Origin of the sequence: Streptacidiphilus anmyonensis (assembly GCF_000787855.1) — a bacterium.
Lineage (GTDB): Bacteria > Actinomycetota > Actinomycetes > Streptomycetales > Streptomycetaceae > Streptacidiphilus > Streptacidiphilus anmyonensis.
The window spans coordinates 130,332-144,538 of sequence record NZ_BBPQ01000009.1 but is presented as its reverse complement, the minus strand read 5'-3'; the positions used below and the strand labels follow the sequence as shown (position 1 = coordinate 144,538).

General features: G+C 72.0%; 13 protein-coding genes. 10 read left to right on the top strand and 3 right to left on the bottom strand.

Annotated elements, in window-relative coordinates; genetic code table 11:
• The first annotated feature begins 88 nt into the window (after positions 1–88).
• A complete protein-coding gene (locus TR50_RS12350; protein ID WP_042419327.1) occupies positions 89–703 on the top strand; it encodes a maleylpyruvate isomerase family mycothiol-dependent enzyme in 615 nt (204 codons plus the stop codon).
• Here TR50_RS12350 and TR50_RS12345 read toward each other — a convergent pair.
• From TR50_RS12345 to htpX, 3 genes are all read right to left on the bottom strand, one after another.
• Entirely contained in the window at positions 693–1,244 is a 552-nt protein-coding gene (locus TR50_RS12345; RefSeq protein WP_042419486.1) for a Uma2 family endonuclease, read from the bottom strand. The genes TR50_RS12350 and TR50_RS12345 overlap by 11 nt on opposite strands.
• A 56-nt stretch (positions 1,245–1,300) precedes the next feature.
• Positions 1,301–1,882 carry a PspA-associated protein PspAB gene (gene pspAB, locus TR50_RS12340; RefSeq protein ID WP_042419324.1) on the bottom strand — a complete coding sequence of 194 codons (582 nt, stop codon included), beginning with the start codon at positions 1,880–1,882 and terminating at the stop codon, positions 1,301–1,303.
• A 71-nt stretch (positions 1,883–1,953) separates the two neighbouring features.
• On the bottom strand, positions 1,954–2,874 hold the full coding sequence (htpX, locus tag TR50_RS12335) for a zinc metalloprotease HtpX (protein ID WP_042419321.1): 921 nt from the start codon (positions 2,872–2,874) through the stop codon (positions 1,954–1,956).
• 202 nt (positions 2,875–3,076) lie between these two features.
• On the opposite strand from htpX, the gene hrcA reads away from it, so the two are divergent.
• The 9 genes from hrcA (at position 3,077) to TR50_RS12290 (ending at position 14,174) form a co-directional block, all read left to right on the top strand.
• A complete protein-coding gene (hrcA, locus tag TR50_RS12330; RefSeq protein WP_042419319.1) occupies positions 3,077–4,108 on the top strand; it encodes a heat-inducible transcriptional repressor HrcA in 1,032 nt (343 codons plus the stop codon).
• A 96-nt stretch (positions 4,109–4,204) separates the two neighbouring features.
• The gene (gene dnaJ / locus TR50_RS12325; RefSeq protein ID WP_042367929.1) at positions 4,205–5,347 is read left to right on the top strand and encodes a molecular chaperone DnaJ; all 1,143 of its coding nucleotides are present in this window, start codon (positions 4,205–4,207) and stop codon (positions 5,345–5,347) included.
• Between the two features lie 135 nt (positions 5,348–5,482).
• Complete coding sequence (locus tag TR50_RS12320) at positions 5,483–6,232, top strand: 16S rRNA (uracil(1498)-N(3))-methyltransferase (protein WP_042419316.1); 750 nt, start codon at positions 5,483–5,485, stop codon at positions 6,230–6,232.
• A gap of 67 nt (positions 6,233–6,299) precedes the next feature.
• Positions 6,300–9,554, top strand: coding sequence for a S41 family peptidase (locus tag TR50_RS12315; RefSeq protein WP_500802482.1), 3,255 nt, complete (start codon positions 6,300–6,302; stop codon positions 9,552–9,554).
• Between the two features lie 175 nt (positions 9,555–9,729).
• Positions 9,730–10,089: a histidine triad nucleotide-binding protein gene (locus TR50_RS12310; RefSeq protein WP_042419313.1), complete on the top strand. Its 360-nt coding sequence runs from the start codon at positions 9,730–9,732 to the stop codon at positions 10,087–10,089.
• A gap of 5 nt (positions 10,090–10,094) precedes the next feature.
• On the top strand, positions 10,095–11,012 hold the full coding sequence (locus tag TR50_RS12305; RefSeq protein ID WP_042419312.1) for a ribonuclease Z: 918 nt from the start codon (positions 10,095–10,097) through the stop codon (positions 11,010–11,012).
• Between the two features lie 193 nt (positions 11,013–11,205).
• Positions 11,206–12,249 (top strand): PhoH family protein, encoded by a 1,044-nt coding sequence (locus tag TR50_RS12300; protein WP_084700153.1) that lies wholly within the window; start codon positions 11,206–11,208, stop codon positions 12,247–12,249.
• A 35-nt stretch (positions 12,250–12,284) separates the two neighbouring features.
• Complete coding sequence (gene ybeY, locus TR50_RS12295; RefSeq protein WP_042419306.1) at positions 12,285–12,773, top strand: rRNA maturation RNase YbeY; 489 nt, start codon at positions 12,285–12,287, stop codon at positions 12,771–12,773.
• A 42-nt stretch (positions 12,774–12,815) separates the two neighbouring features.
• Complete coding sequence (locus TR50_RS12290) at positions 12,816–14,174, top strand: hemolysin family protein (protein ID WP_042419303.1); 1,359 nt, start codon at positions 12,816–12,818, stop codon at positions 14,172–14,174.
• Positions 14,175–14,207: the final 33 nt, after the last annotated feature.

The following is a 14,207-nucleotide window of genomic DNA, read 5'->3' as shown; positions in this document are numbered from 1 at the left end:
CTCGTTCCGCGGCGACCGATGAGTTCCGGATGGCCCGGTCGTACCAGGAGTGTCAGCGCTTCTCCGACCAGGAAGACCGGGCACGATCATGACGACGCACGCCGAGCAGACCGATCCGCGGGCCCAGACCTACGCCGAGCGCGAGCGCCTCGCCGCACTGCTCGCCGGCCTCACCCCCGCGCAGTGGGACGCGCCGTCCCTGTGCGCGGGCTGGCGGGTGCGCGAGGTCGTCGCGCACATCACCTTCCCGTTCCGGACCAGGCCGCTGCGCTTCATCGCAGGGTTGGCGGCCGCGGGCTTCTCCTTCAACCGCTACTCCGACACCGCCGCCCGCCGGGACGCCTCCCGCATGTCCGCGGACGAGCTGCTGCGCTCCCTGCGCGGCAACATCCACCACCCCTGGCAGCCCCCGCGCGGCGGCCAGGCGGGCGCGCTGAGCCACGACGTGATCCACGGGCTCGACATCACCGAACCCCTCGGCCTCCCGGCCGCCCCGCCGGACCGGATCGCCATCGTCCTGGCCAACACCGACACCAACGCCCGCTCGCTGGCCTACTTCGGCGTCGACCTCACCGGCTTCACCCTCCGCGCCACCGACGCGGAGATCGCCATCGGCACGGGAGCGCACGTGGTGGAGCTCCCGGCCAAGGACATCCTGCTGACCGTCACGGGCCGCCGCCCGCTGCCCGCCGTCAGCCCGTGATCGGGAGGAGCGCGGCGGTTTCGAGAACGAAGTCGAAAGGGGCGGGGATGCGGACGGTCTCGCCGAAGTCGGCGTCCTCGCGGCTTCGGTACCGACCGTTCTCCGGCTCCGAGAAGAGCGTCACGGTCTTCGCGCGTGCGTCGACGATGAGGTACAGCGGGATCCCCATCACCGGGTAGTCGCGCAGCTTGCCGATCCAGTCGTTCTCCGGGTTCTTCGGCGACACAAGCTCGACGGCCACCAGGGCCATGCGGGCCGGGACGTCGTGTTCCGGCAGATCGACGGACTCGTCGGGCAGGTACGTCAGATCCGGGTTGCGGACCTTGCCCACCTCGGCAGACGCAAGATCGCTGCTGCCGCTGGGGAAGTAGCCCGGAGGGCAGTTCGCCTCGAACTGGCGCTGCACGATGGCGAGGTTGCGCTGGTGCAGCGCTGACGGGGACGCCTGCATGACGACGATGTCGCCGCTGAGCTCGACCTTGACGTTCTCAGGCGCGGCCTTCCGGGCCCGTTCCAGCAGCTCGTAGTGGCGCGGGTTCATCGGCATCCCTCGTACGGACCGACTGACGATGCATCGCCCTCATCGTAGGACTGGGACTACAACCCCGGCGCGCCCCACACGGGGAACCAGCGGTTGAGGTCCTGTTCGATGCGCAGGTCGTTGCCGAGCATCGCCTTGATCTGGAGTTCCAGCGGGTTGTCCCGCTTCTCGCCCGGGAGCGGGGCGAAGGGGTAGAAGCTGCCGCGCTTGTAGAGGTAGACCAGCGCGAGCCGGCGCTGCTGGGCGTCGGTGAAGTTCACCAGGGTGCACAGCAGCTGCGGGCCGAAGCCCTGGGACTCCAGGCCCGAGTTGACCGCGTGGACGTCGTTGACCAGCGAGACGATGTCGTCCGGTGACTGGCGGGCGGTGATCCAGCGGTAGCCGTAGGAGTCGCGCTGGGTCACCTCGATCGGCGCGCCGCCGCGGCCGGTGTCCGCGTCCAGCAGGGCCTGGATGTCCTGCTGGACCTGGGCGAAGGCGCCGCCCTCGGCAGCGGCGAAGCAGACGGAGCCGACGCCGGTCGGCTTGAAGCCGGCCGCCGCCTCCAGGGTGATCGCGGCCGAGGGGAGGCCGAAGAGCTGGTCGAGATCGGGCTTGACCGGCTTGGTGCGGCCCAGCAGGGCATCCAGGAAACCCATCGCTACGTCTTCCTCTCGGCCGGCCTCGCGGCGCGTCTTTCTACTTCTCTGCTGCTGTTCTAGCGCAAAGCTCAGCCCTTGCCGAGCTCGGCGGAGATCTTGCCGAGCTGCTCGAGGCGCTGCTCCAGCGAGGGGTGGGTGGAGAAGGCGTTCGCCGCGACCTCGCGGGCCGACAGGGCCGGGGCGAAGTAGAAGGCGTTGTACGGCTGGGCCTGGCGCAGGTCCTTGGTCGGGATCGCGGCGATGTCGCCGGTCACCTTGGTCAGCGCCGAGGCCAGCGCCGACGGACGGCCGGTCAGCAGCGCGGCCGAGCGGTCCGCGGACAGCTCGCGGTAGCGCGACAGCAGACGCGTCAGCAGGAAGCTGATCGCGTAGACGACGGCGCTGACGGCGATGACGACGAGGGCCGCGATCGCCGCGTTGTCGTTGTCGCGGTTGTCGCGGTCGTTGAAGCCGCCGAACATGCCGAACTGCAGGCCGACGCGGGTGATGATGCCCGCCAGCACGCCGAGGAAGCCGGCGATGGTCATCACCATGACGTCGCGGTGGGCGACGTGGGAGAGCTCGTGGGCGAGCACGCCCTCCAGCTCCTCCGGCTCCAGCCGGCGCAGCAGGCCGGTGGTGACGCAGACCACGGCGTTCTTCTCGTTGCGGCCCGTGGCGAAGGCGTTGGGCATGTCGGTGTCGGCCACGGCGACGCGCGGCTTCTCCATGTCGGCCAGTGCGCAGAGGCGGTCGATGGTGCCGTGGAGCTCCGGGTACTCCTGCGGGGAGACCTCACGGGCGCCCATGCTGAACGCGGCGATCTTGTCGCTGAACCAGAACTGGGCGATGAACAGCCCGCCGGCGACGATCAGGACGATCGGCCACGCCCCACGCAGCACCACCAGCAGCAGCCCGACGAAGACCACGAAGAGCAGACCGATCATGAACATCGTGATCAGCATGCGCGTGGTGAGCCCACGGTCCGGCGCGAAACGAGTCCTGGACATGAGGTCCCTCCTGGGCGGTGAACTGCCGATCGCAATTCTGCCGTGCCGCCTTCGGTATGTGGTACGTCTGACGAGGTCCAGACGTTCCGGTCGCGGACCGTCGCGCTTTACACTGACAGCTGACGGAGGCTGGCACTCGAATGTCCAGAGTGCCAGAGCCGAGGTAGGGACGGGATCAAGGTCCGGCTGGAGGTGCGTGCCCGTGCGTGAGGAGCGTCAGCTCGACGACCGCAAGCTCGCGGTGCTGCGCGCCATCGTGCAGGACTATGTGGGCACGGAGGAGCCGGTCGGCTCCAAGGCCCTGGTCGACCGGCACAACCTCGGCGTCTCCTCGGCGACCGTCCGCAACGACATGGCCGTGCTCGAGGACGAGGGCTACATCCACCAGCCGCACACCAGTGCCGGCCGGGTGCCCACGGACAAGGGCTACCGCCTCTTCGTGGACCGGTTGACCGAGGTCAAGCCGCTGTCGGTGGCGGAGCGCCGGGCGATCACCAACTTCCTGGACCAGGCCGTCGACCTCGACGACGTGGTGGCCCGCACGGTCCGGCTGCTCGCGCAGCTGACCCGTCAGGTCGCGGTCGTCCAGTACCCCTCGCTGACCCGGTCCACGGTCCGGCACGTCGAGCTGGTCGCACTGTCCCCGACCCGGGTCATGCTGGTGCTGATCACCGACACCGGCCGGGTCGAGCAGCGCCTGGTGGACTGCCCGCAGCCGGTCGGCGAGGCGATGCTCGGGGATCTGCGCACCCGCCTCAACGCCGGGGCAGGGGGCCGCCGCTTCGCGGAGGTCCCGAGGCTGTTGCAGGATCTGCCCGAAAGTTTCACACCCGCGGACCGCCCCGCCGTGTCGACGGTGCTGTCCACTCTGTTCGAGGCGTTGGTGGAGCAGACCGAGGAGCGCGTCGTCCTCGGCGGCACCGCCAACCTGACCCGGTTCCCGCACGACTTCCCGCTCACCATCGCTCCCGTGCTGGAGGCGCTGGAAGAGCAGGTGGTACTGCTTCGGCTGCTGGGTGAGACCGCGGATCCGGGCGTGATGGTCAGAATCGGTCACGAGAACGCCTACGAGGGCCTCAATTCCACCTCGGTCGTCTCGGTGGGCTACGGTTCGGGCGACGAGTCCGTCGCCAAACTCGGCGTGGTCGGACCGACTCGCATGGACTATCCGGGAACCATGGCAGCCGTCCGGGCGGTTGCCCGGTATGTCGGCCAGATCCTGGCCGCGTCGTAGGCGGCATCGACGACGCGACGAGAGACCCAGCAGGGACCGACGACAACGGCCCGACGACCGGCACGAGCCTCAGACGGAAACTAGCGGAGCATTTTGGTGGCCACGGACTACTACGCGGTACTCGGCGTCCGACGGGACGCGAGTCAGGACGAGATCAAGAAGGCTTTCCGCCGTCTGGCGCGCGAGCTGCACCCTGACGTCAACCCGGACCCGAAGACGCAGGAGCGGTTCAAGGAGATCAACGCCGCGTACGAGGTCCTCTCCGACCCGAACAAGCGGCAGGTCTACGACCTCGGCGGCGACCCGCTCTCCGCGTCCGGCACGGGTGCCGGCGCGGGCGGCTTCGGCCAGGGCGCGGGCTTCGGCTTCAGCGACATCATGGACGCGTTCTTCGGCGCGGCCGGCGGCCAGCGGGGCCCGCGTTCGCGGACCCGGCGCGGCCAGGACGCCATGATCCGGATCGACATCGATCTGGAGGAGGCGGCCTTCGGCACGACCAAGGAGATCCAGGTCGACACGGCGGTCCGCTGCAACACCTGCAACGGCGAGGGCGCGGCCCCCGGCACCTCGGCGCAGACCTGCGACATGTGTCGCGGCCGCGGTGAGATCTCCCAGGTCACCCGGTCCTTCCTGGGCCAGGTCATGACCTCGCGCCCCTGCCCCCAGTGCCAGGGCTTCGGCACGGTCGTGCCGACCCCGTGCCCCGAGTGCGCCGGCGACGGCCGCGTGCGGGCCCGTCGGACCCTGACCGTCAAGATCCCGGCCGGCGTCGACACCGGCACCCGGATCCAACTGGCCGGCGAGGGCGAGATCGGCCCCGGCGGCGGCCAGCCCGGCGACCTGTACGTCGAGATCTCCGAGAACCCCCACAAGATCTTCCAGCGACGCGGAGACGACCTGCACTGCACGGTCACCCTGCCGATGACGGCGGCGTCGCTCGGCACGAAGGTCCCCCTGGAGACGCTGGACGGCGCGGCGGAGATCGACATCCGTCCGGGCACGCAGTCCGGCCAGTCCATCCCGCTGCACGGGCGCGGCATCACCCACCTGCGCGGTGGCGGCCGCGGCGACCTCATCGTGCACGTCGAGGTCCTCACCCCGAGCAAGCTGGACGCGGAGCAGGAGAACCTGCTGCGCCAGCTGGCGAAGCTGCGCGGTGAGGAGCGCCCGTCGGGGCAGTTCGCTCCCGGGCAGCAGGGACTGTTCTCGCGGCTGAAGGACGCGTTCAACGGTCGGTAGCGATCAGACACCACCCTGTGCGGATGGTCCCGTCTGTCGGGGAACCACCGCATAGGGTGGTTGCTCGCGCGCGTGGTTCATCAAGCAGAGCCCCGCGCCCCTGGGTTGTCTCCTTCCGAAAGCTGAGCGCACATCGTGACCGCACCCGTCTTCCTCCTCCCCGCCGACCGACTCTCGACCGCGCGGGTCGGCGGGACGGTGCGGCTCGACGGTGCGGAAGGGCGGCACGCCGTCTCGGTGAAGCGGCTGAACCCCGGTGAGGAGGTCGTGCTCACCGACGGTGAGGGCGCCGGGCTGCGCGGGGCCGTCGCCGCCGTCGAGGGCAAGGACGTCCTCGACGTGAGCGTCAGCGAACTCCTCGCCGAGCCCGAGCCGGACGTGCGGATCGTCGTGGTGCAGGCGCTGCCCAAGGGCGACCGCGGCGAGCTGGCCGTGGAGCTGATGACCGAGGTCGGGGTGGACGAGATCGTCCCCTGGCAGGCGTCCCGCTGCATCACGCAGTGGAAGGGCGAGCGCGGCGAGAAGGCCCTCGCGAAGTGGCGCGCGACAGCGCGCGAGGCGGGCAAGCAGTCACGGCGGCTGCGGTTCCCCGTGGTGCACCCGGCGATGAGCACCCGTCAGGTCGGCACCCTGCTCGCCTCGGCCACCCTCCCGGGCGTGCTGCACGAGGAGGGGGCGGCCCGGCTCGCCTCCGCGGACCTGCCGTCGTCCGGTTCCGTCGTCCTGGTCGTCGGCCCGGAGGGCGGCGTCTCCCCGGACGAGATGGACGCCTTCACCACCGCCGGCGCGGGCGCGTACCTCCTCGGGCCGTCCGTCCTGCGCACCTCCACCGCGGGCGTCGCCGCGGCCGCGCTGCTGCTCGGCCGCAGCGGTCGCTGGGGATAGCCGTCGTCCTGGTTCGACCACGGAAAAAGATCTCGAATCTCGGACGCCCCCTCGATAGCGTGCGCGCGTGACAGAGACGCAGACGCACACTCAGCAGCAGACGCCCCGTGCCGACGGCTACTTCCGGCACCCCGACATCCACGGCGACCTGGTCGCCTTCGTCGCCGAGGACGACGTGTGGGTCGCGCCCGTCGAAGGCGGGCGCGCCTGGCGGGTGAGCGCCGACCACGTGCCGGTGGCCGGGCCCCGGTTCTCGCCCGACGGCACGCTGCTGGCGTGGGCGTCGACCAGGGACGGCGCGCCGGAGGTGCACGTGGCGCCGGTCGACGGCGGCCCCGCGCGGCGGCTGACGTACTGGGGGAACCCGCACACGGCCGTGCTGGGCTGGACCGCCGACGGCGAGGTCGTCGCCGCGAGCGCCCAGGGCAGGCGGTCCCGGGCGAACGTGTGGGCGCACGCCGTGCCCCTGGACGGCGGCCCCGCCCGCACGCTGCCGTACGGGCGGCTGGGGCGGCTCGCACTCCGGCCGGGCGGCGACGGCGTGCTGCTGTCGACCTCCTCCGGGCGCGAGGCCGCGCACTGGAAGCGCTACCGCGGCGGGCGTGCCGGCAAGCTCTGGATCGGCGTCGAGGGCGGCGAGTTCACCCGCCTTCACGCCGCCGTGGACGGCAACCTCGAATCGCCGATGTGGGTGGGGGAGCGCGTCGCGTTCCTCTCCGACCACGACGGGGTGGGACGCCTGTGGTCCAGCCTCCCCGACGGCTCCGACCTCCGCGCCCACGGCGGCCACGACTTCTACGCCCGCAACGCCGCGACCGACGGCGCGCGCGTCGTCTACCACGCCGGCGGCGACCTGTGGCTGCTGGACTCGCTCGCCGAGGGCGCCGCGCCGCGACGGCTGGAGATCCGTCTCGGCGGGCCGCGCAACGGGCGGCAGCCGCATCCGGTCGAGGCCGGGTCCCACCTGGGCGCGGTCGCCGTCGACGCGGACGGCCGCTCCAGCGTCGTCGAGGTGCGCGGCACCCTGCACGGCGTCACCCACCGCGACGGGCCGGTACGGGAGCTGGCCGCGACGCCCGGGGTGCGGCACCGTCTGCCGGTGGCCCTGCCGGACGGCGCCTCGGCGTGGGTGACGGACGCCGAGGGCGACGACGCGCTGGAGTTCTCCGACGGCCGCCGCGTGCTGGCCGGCCGCCTGGGACGCGTCGAGGAGCTGGCCGCCTCGCCCGACGGCCGCCTGCTCGCGGCCGCCGACCGGCTGGGCCGGGTGCTGCTGGTGGCGACGGGCGATCCCGAGGGCGACGCGGGCCTGCGCGAACTGGACCGCAGCGAGCACGCCTTCGCGACCGGCCTGGCCTTCTCGCCCGACTCGCGCTGGCTCGCCTGGTCGCACTCGCACTGCGCGGAGGAGACGACCAGTCAGATCCGCCTCGCCCGCACCGACACCGGCGCGGTGGTCGAGGCGACCCCGGCCCGCTTCCGCGACTGGTCGCCCGCGTTCACCGCCGACGGCCGCCACCTGGCCTTCCTCTCCGCGCGCGACTTCGACCCGGTCTACGACGAGCACGCCTTCGACCTGTCGTTCCCCGCCGCCTCCCGGCCCTACCTGCTCACGCTCGCCGCCGACACCCTCTCGCCCTTCGGACCGCTGCCGCAGGGACGGCCCGTCCGCGAGGCCGACGACGCCCGGTCCGCCGACGCGCGGTCCGCGGACGCCCGGTCTGCCGCGAAGACGGCCACCGAGGTTCCGACGACCGAGGTCGACGTCGAGGGCCTGGGAGCCAGGGTGCTCGCCTTCCCCGTCCCGGCCGGCCGCTACGGCCGCCTGCACGCCGTCAAGGGCGGCGTCGCCTGGCTGCACCACCCCCTGGTCGGCAACCTCGGCAACGGCCGCGCGACGCCGGAGACCGAGCCCCAGCGCAGCGCCCTGGAGCACTACGACCTGACCGCCCGTCGGCTGACCGTGCTCGTGGACGCGCTCGACGGCTACGCCGTCTCCGGCGACGGCGGCCGCGTCGTGGTCCGCGACGGCGGGTCGCTGACCGTGCTGCCCGCCGACAGCCGCGTCGACAAGGACGACAACGCCGACGCCCGCGTCGAGGTCGACCTCTCCCGGATCCGGCTGACCGTCGACCCGGCCGCCGAGTGGCGGCAGATGTTCGACGAGACCGCCCGCCTGATGCGCGACAACTTCTGGCGGCCCGACCTGGGCGGCATCGACTGGGACGCGGTGCAGGCCCGCTACCGGCCGCTGGTCGAGCGGCTGGGCAGCCACGGCGACCTCGTCGACCTGCTCTGGGAGCTCCAGGGCGAGCCCGGCACCTCGCACGCCTACGTCTCGCCGCGGGAGTCGGGCCCCGGCGCCGCGCGTGCCCAGGGCTTCCTCGGCGCGGACCTCGCCCGCGACGAGCACGGCGTGTGGCGGGTGGCAGGCGTGCTGCCGGGCGAGTCCTCCGATCCGCACGCGCGCTCGCCGCTGGCCGCGCCCGGCGTCGCGGTCCGCGCGGGAGACGCGCTGCTCGCCGTCGGCGGTCGCCCCGTCGACACCGTCACCGGCCCCGCGCCGCTGCTCGTCGGAACGGCGGGCAAGCCCGTCGAACTGCGGGTCGCCCCGGCGGACGGCGGCGCGGAGCGCACCGTCGTCGTGGTGCCGCTCGCCGACGAGGCGCCGCTGCGCTACCACGCGTGGGTCGCCGACCGCCGCTCCCACGTCCACACCGCGTCCGGCGGCCGCCTCGGCTACCTGCACGTGCCGGACATGGTCAGCAACGGCTGGGCCCAGCTCCACCGCGATCTGCGGACCGAGGTCCGCAACGAGGGCCTGGTCGTGGACGTCCGCGAGAACCGCGGCGGCCACACCTCGCAACTGGTCATCGAGAAGCTGAACCGCCGCGTCGTCGGCTGGGACCTGCCGCGCGACAGCGTCCCCGTGACCTACCCCATGGACGCGCCGCGCGGCCCGCTGGTCGCCGTCACCGACGAGTTCGCGGGCTCCGACGGCGACATCGCGGCGGCGGCGTTCCAGGCGCTGCGCCTCGGCCCGGTGGTCGGCGTCCGCAGCTGGGGCGGGGTGGTCGGCATCGACGGGCGCTACAGCCTGGTCGACGGCACCGGGGTCACCCAACCGCGTTACGCGACGTGGATGGACGGCTACGGCTGGGGCCTGGAGAACCACGGCGTCGACCCGGACGTCGAGGTCGTCCTCGCCCCGCACGACGCCGCGGCGGGCCGGGACCCCCAACTCGACGAGGCCGTCCGCCTGGCGCTCGCCGCGCTGGAGGACCGCCCGGCGGTGACCCCGCCCCCGCTCCCCGAGCTGTAGCGACGGACGTTCTGTCGCAGCACTCAGGGGCGCGAGGAACCGCGCGACAAGCCACCCCAGGTGGCGAGTCGCCGCACGCGCGGGGCCGTCCGCCCAGGGTGGTTCCCCGCGCCCCTGAGGCAGTGCGACGATCGGTACGATTCCCCGTGAGACCCCCAGACTTCAGGAGCGAATGATGGCCGGCGAGGCCCAGGCGGACTGCGTGTTCTGCAAGATCGTGGCCGGGGACATCCCCTCGACCAAGGTGCGCGAGACCGAGCACACGCTCGCCTTCCGCGACATCAACCCGCAGATGCCGACGCACGTCCTCGTCGTGCCGAAGGCGCACTACCCCGACGCCGCCTCGCTCGCGGACGCGGACCCGGGTCTCGCGGGGACCGTCCTCGCCGAGGCCGGGCGGGTCGCGGAGGACGAGAAGGTCGTCGACAGCGGGTACCGCCTGATCTTCAACACCGGTTCCGGCGCGGGCCAGACCGTCTTCCACGCCCACGTGCACGTGCTCGCCGGGGGCGGGCTGCACGAGAAGCTGGTCTGACCCGCGTGTCGGCGCGCGAGCTGGTCGTGCTCGGCACGGCCAGCCAGGTCCCGACGCGGCACCGCAACCACAACGGCTACCTGCTCCGTTGGGACGGCGAAGGCCTGCTCTTCGACCCGGGCGAGGGCACCCAGCGGCAGATGCTGCACGCCGGGGTGAGCGCGCACGACATCACCCGGATCTGCGTCACGCACTTCCACGGCGACCACTGCCTGGGCCTGCCGGGCGTGATCCAGCGCATCAACCTCGACAAGGTGCCCTACCCGGTGCCCGTGCACTACCCCGCCTCCGGCGAGCGGTTCTTCGAACGGCTCCGCCACGCGAGCGCCTTCTACGAGTCCGCCGAGCTGCGTCCCGAGCCCGTCTCGGGCGAGGGCGGGCCGCTGAAGGCCACCGGCCGCGAGCGGACGCCGTTCGCGCTCGAGGCGGCACGCCTCTCGCACCCCGTCGAGTCCTACGGCTACCGCCTCGTGGAACCCGACGGGCACCGGCTCCTGCCGGAGCGGCTGCGGGCGCACGGCATCTCCGGCCCGGACGTCGGCCGCCTCCAGCGCGAGGGGCGGCTGGGGGACGTCACCCTCGGCGACGTCAGCGAGACGCGGCGCGGTCAGCGGGCGGCGTTCATCATGGACACCCGGCTCTGCGCGGGCGTGCACGCCCTCGCCGAGGGCGCGGACCTGCTGGTCATCGAGGCCACCTTCCTCGACGCGGACGAGCACCTCGCGGAGGAGCACGGCCACCTGACCGCCGCCCAGGCGGCCAGGGTCGCGGCCGAGGCCGGTGTCCGGACGCTGGTGCTGACGCACTTCTCGCAGCGCTACCCGGACCTGGAGACCCACCTCGCCGAGGCCCGCCGTCACTTCGACGGCGAGATCGTGATCGCCGCGGACCTGATGCGGATCCCCGTCCCGGCCCGTCGCTGAACGAACCGCCGAGCGAGCCGCACGATGAACCGCCCAGATGAACAGCGGAACAAATCACTGGCGCATCCCCGTTGACCGGCGCAGCATCGTTGTCCCCGGCCGTATCGTCCGTCGTACCCTTTTCCTATCCGAATCGGTGGGAACCGATGGACCCGACAGAGAAATGGGATGAGGCAGGCCCCAGCGCCGACCTATGACCTCTCAAACGCAGACTCAGACGCCCCAGTCGCAGACTCAAGCGCGCATCGTCATCCCGGAGAAGCACCCGATGGTGACGGTGCTCGGTACCGGGGACTCACTCCTCCGCGTGATCGAGAACGCCTTCCCCTCCGTCGACATCCACGCCCGTGGCAACGAGGTCACCGCGACCGGTGAGCCGCGCGAGACCGCGCTGGTGCAGCGTGTGTTCGACGAGATGCTGCTCGTGCTCCGCACCGGGCAGCCGCTGACCGAGGACACCGTGGAGCGTTCCATCGCGATGCTGCGCAAGGCCGCAGAGGATCCGAACAGCCCCGAGGCGCACGAGAGCCCCTCGTCCGTCTTCACGGCGAACATCCTCTCCAACCGCGGCCGCTCGATCCGTCCCAAGACGCTGAACCAGCAGACCTACGTGGACGCGATCGACCGCCACACCATCGTCTTCGGCATCGGCCCGGCCGGTACCGGCAAGACGTACCTCGCCATGGCCAAGGCGGTGCAGGCGCTCCAGGCCAAGCAGGTCAACCGGATCATCCTGACCCGTCCGGCCGTCGAGGCCGGCGAGCGGCTCGGCTTCCTGCCCGGCACGCTCTACGAGAAGATCGACCCGTACCTGCGCCCGCTCTACGACGCGCTGCACGACATGATCGACCCGGACTCGATCCCGCGCCTGATGGCCGCCGGGACGATCGAGGTGGCCCCGCTCGCCTACATGCGCGGGCGCACCCTCAACGACGCGTTCATCATCCTCGACGAGGCGCAGAACACCAGCGCCGAGCAGATGAAGATGTTCCTGACCCGTCTCGGCTTCAACTCCAAGATCGTGGTCACCGGCGACATCACGCAGATCGACCTGCCCGGCGGCACGGTCAGCGGCCTGCGTGTGGTCCAGGACATCCTGGCCGGGGTGGACGACATCCACTTCTCGCGCCTGACCAGCGCGGACGTGGTCCGCCACAAGCTGGTCGGCCGCATCGTCGACGCCTACAGCCGCTACGACGCGAACAGCGCGCCGAAGCCGAACTCCCACCGCAACTGACGCAACCGACCAGGAAGCCGAGAACCGCACTCGCCATGGCGATCGACATCAACAACGAATCCGGTACGGACGTCGACGAGGAGGCGCTCCTCGACGTCGCGCGTTTCGCGCTGGACCGGATGCGCATCCACCCGCTCTCCGAGCTGTCCGTCATCGTCGTGGACGAGGAGGCCATGGCGGCGCTCCACGTGCAGTGGATGGACGAGCCCGGTCCCACGGATGTGATGTCGTTCCCGATGGACGAGCTGCGGCCCGGCAAGGAGGACGAGGAGCCGCCGCAGGGCCTCCTCGGCGACATCGTGCTGTGCCCGGAGGTGGCCGCCCGGCAGGGCGCGGCCAACGGGCACTCCATGGACGCGGAGCTGCAACTGCTGACCGTCCACGGCGTCCTGCACGTCCTCGGCTACGACCACGAGGACCCGGAGGAGGAGCGGGAGATGTTCGGCCTGCAGAAGCGGATCCTCGACGACTGGCGCGCCACCCGCGGCGAGACCGGCCCGTCCCCGGCACCCACCATCCGCTGAGCGCGTTCGAGCCGAAGACGAAGAAGAGAAAACGCCACAGAGATGAGCGGCAGTAGTACCAGCTTCAGCACCTCCTTCCTCATCGGGGCGGTGCTGCTCGTCATCTGCGCGTGGCTGGCCGCCTGCGCCGAGGCGGGCATCTCGCGCGTCTCGCGCTTCCGCGCCGAGGAGGCGGTCCGCAACGGCAGGCGCGGCGCCGAGCGGCTGCTCGCGCTGGCGAGCGACCCGATCCGCTACCTCAACCTGGCGACGCTGATCCGCGTCACCTGCGAGATGGCGGCGACGGTGCTGGTCGCCGTCGTCTGCGTGCGGGGCTTCCCGCACACCTGGCAGGCGGTGCTGGTCGCCATCGGCGCGATGGTGCTGGTGTCCTTCGTCGCCACCGGCGTCTCGCCGCGCACGATCGGCCGCCAGCACCCGCTGAACTCCGCGACCGCGGCCTCCTACCTGCTGCTGCCGCTGGCCCGGGTCATGGGCCCGGTCCCGCGGCTGCTGATCCTGCTCGGCAACGCGCTCACCCCCGGCAAGGGCTTCCGCGAGGGCCCCTTCGCCTCGGAGGCGGAGCTGCGCGCCCTGGTGGACCTGGCCGAGAAGGACGACCTGATCGAGGACGACGAGCGCCGCATGGTGCACTCCGTCTTCGAGCTCGGCGACACCATCGTCCGCGAGGTGATGGTGCCCCGGACCGACCTGGTGATGATCGAGCGGGGCAAGACCATCCGGCAGGCGCTGACGCTCGCGCTGCGCTCCGGCTTCTCCCGTATCCCGGTGGTCGGCGAGAACGAGGACGACGTCGTCGGCATCGCGTACCTCAAGGACCTGGTCCGCCGGACCCACACCAACCGCGACGCCGAGTCCGAGGCGGTCGGCTCGGTGATGCGGCCCGCGACCTTCGTCCCCGACAGCAAGCCGGCCGCGGACCTGCTGCGGGAGATGCAGCGCGACCGCATCCACGTCGCCGTCGTCATCGACGAGTACGGCGGCACGGCCGGGCTGGTGACGATCGAGGACGTGCTGGAGGAGATCGTCGGCGAGATCACCGACGAGTACGACCGGGAGACCCCGGCCGTCGAACCGCTGCCGGACGGCTCCTTCCGGATCACCGCGCGCCTGCCGGTGGAGGAGCTGGGTGAGCTCTTCGGCCTGGAGTTGGAGGACGAGGACGTCGACACCGTCGGCGGCCTGCTGGCCAAGGCGCTGGGCCGGGTCCCGATCCCGGGCAGCGACGCGGAGGTGCCGCTGCCGGAGGACGAGGACCTGCCGATCGCCGCGATCCGCCTCACCGCGGAGAGCACGGCGGGCCGCCGCAACCGGATCGGGACGCTGCTGGCGTCGCCGGTCCCGCGCCTCGACCGCCGCGAGGAGCACGACGCCGAGGAGCCGCACGCCGAGTCGGCGTAGCCGGGCGGTCGACGGGCGGTCGACGGATGGTCG

What these genes read in the sequence shown, in the direction of transcription:
- TR50_RS12350 (WP_042419327.1), top strand. Translation starts at nt 89, where the DNA reads ATGACGACGCACGCCGAGCAGACCGATCCGCGGGCCCAGACCTACGCC.
- TR50_RS12345 (WP_042419486.1), bottom strand. Translation starts at nt 1,244, where the DNA reads ATGAACCCGCGCCACTACGAGCTGCTGGAACGGGCCCGGAAGGCCGCG.
- pspAB (WP_042419324.1), bottom strand. Translation starts at nt 1,882, where the DNA reads ATGGGTTTCCTGGATGCCCTGCTGGGCCGCACCAAGCCGGTCAAGCCC.
- htpX (WP_042419321.1), bottom strand. Translation starts at nt 2,874, where the DNA reads ATGTCCAGGACTCGTTTCGCGCCGGACCGTGGGCTCACCACGCGCATG.
- TR50_RS12310 (WP_042419313.1), top strand. Translation starts at nt 9,730, where the DNA reads ATGGCCGGCGAGGCCCAGGCGGACTGCGTGTTCTGCAAGATCGTGGCC.
- TR50_RS12300 (WP_084700153.1), top strand. Translation starts at nt 11,206, where the DNA reads ATGACCTCTCAAACGCAGACTCAGACGCCCCAGTCGCAGACTCAAGCG.
- ybeY (WP_042419306.1), top strand. Translation starts at nt 12,285, where the DNA reads ATGGCGATCGACATCAACAACGAATCCGGTACGGACGTCGACGAGGAG.
- TR50_RS12290 (WP_042419303.1), top strand. Translation starts at nt 12,816, where the DNA reads ATGAGCGGCAGTAGTACCAGCTTCAGCACCTCCTTCCTCATCGGGGCG.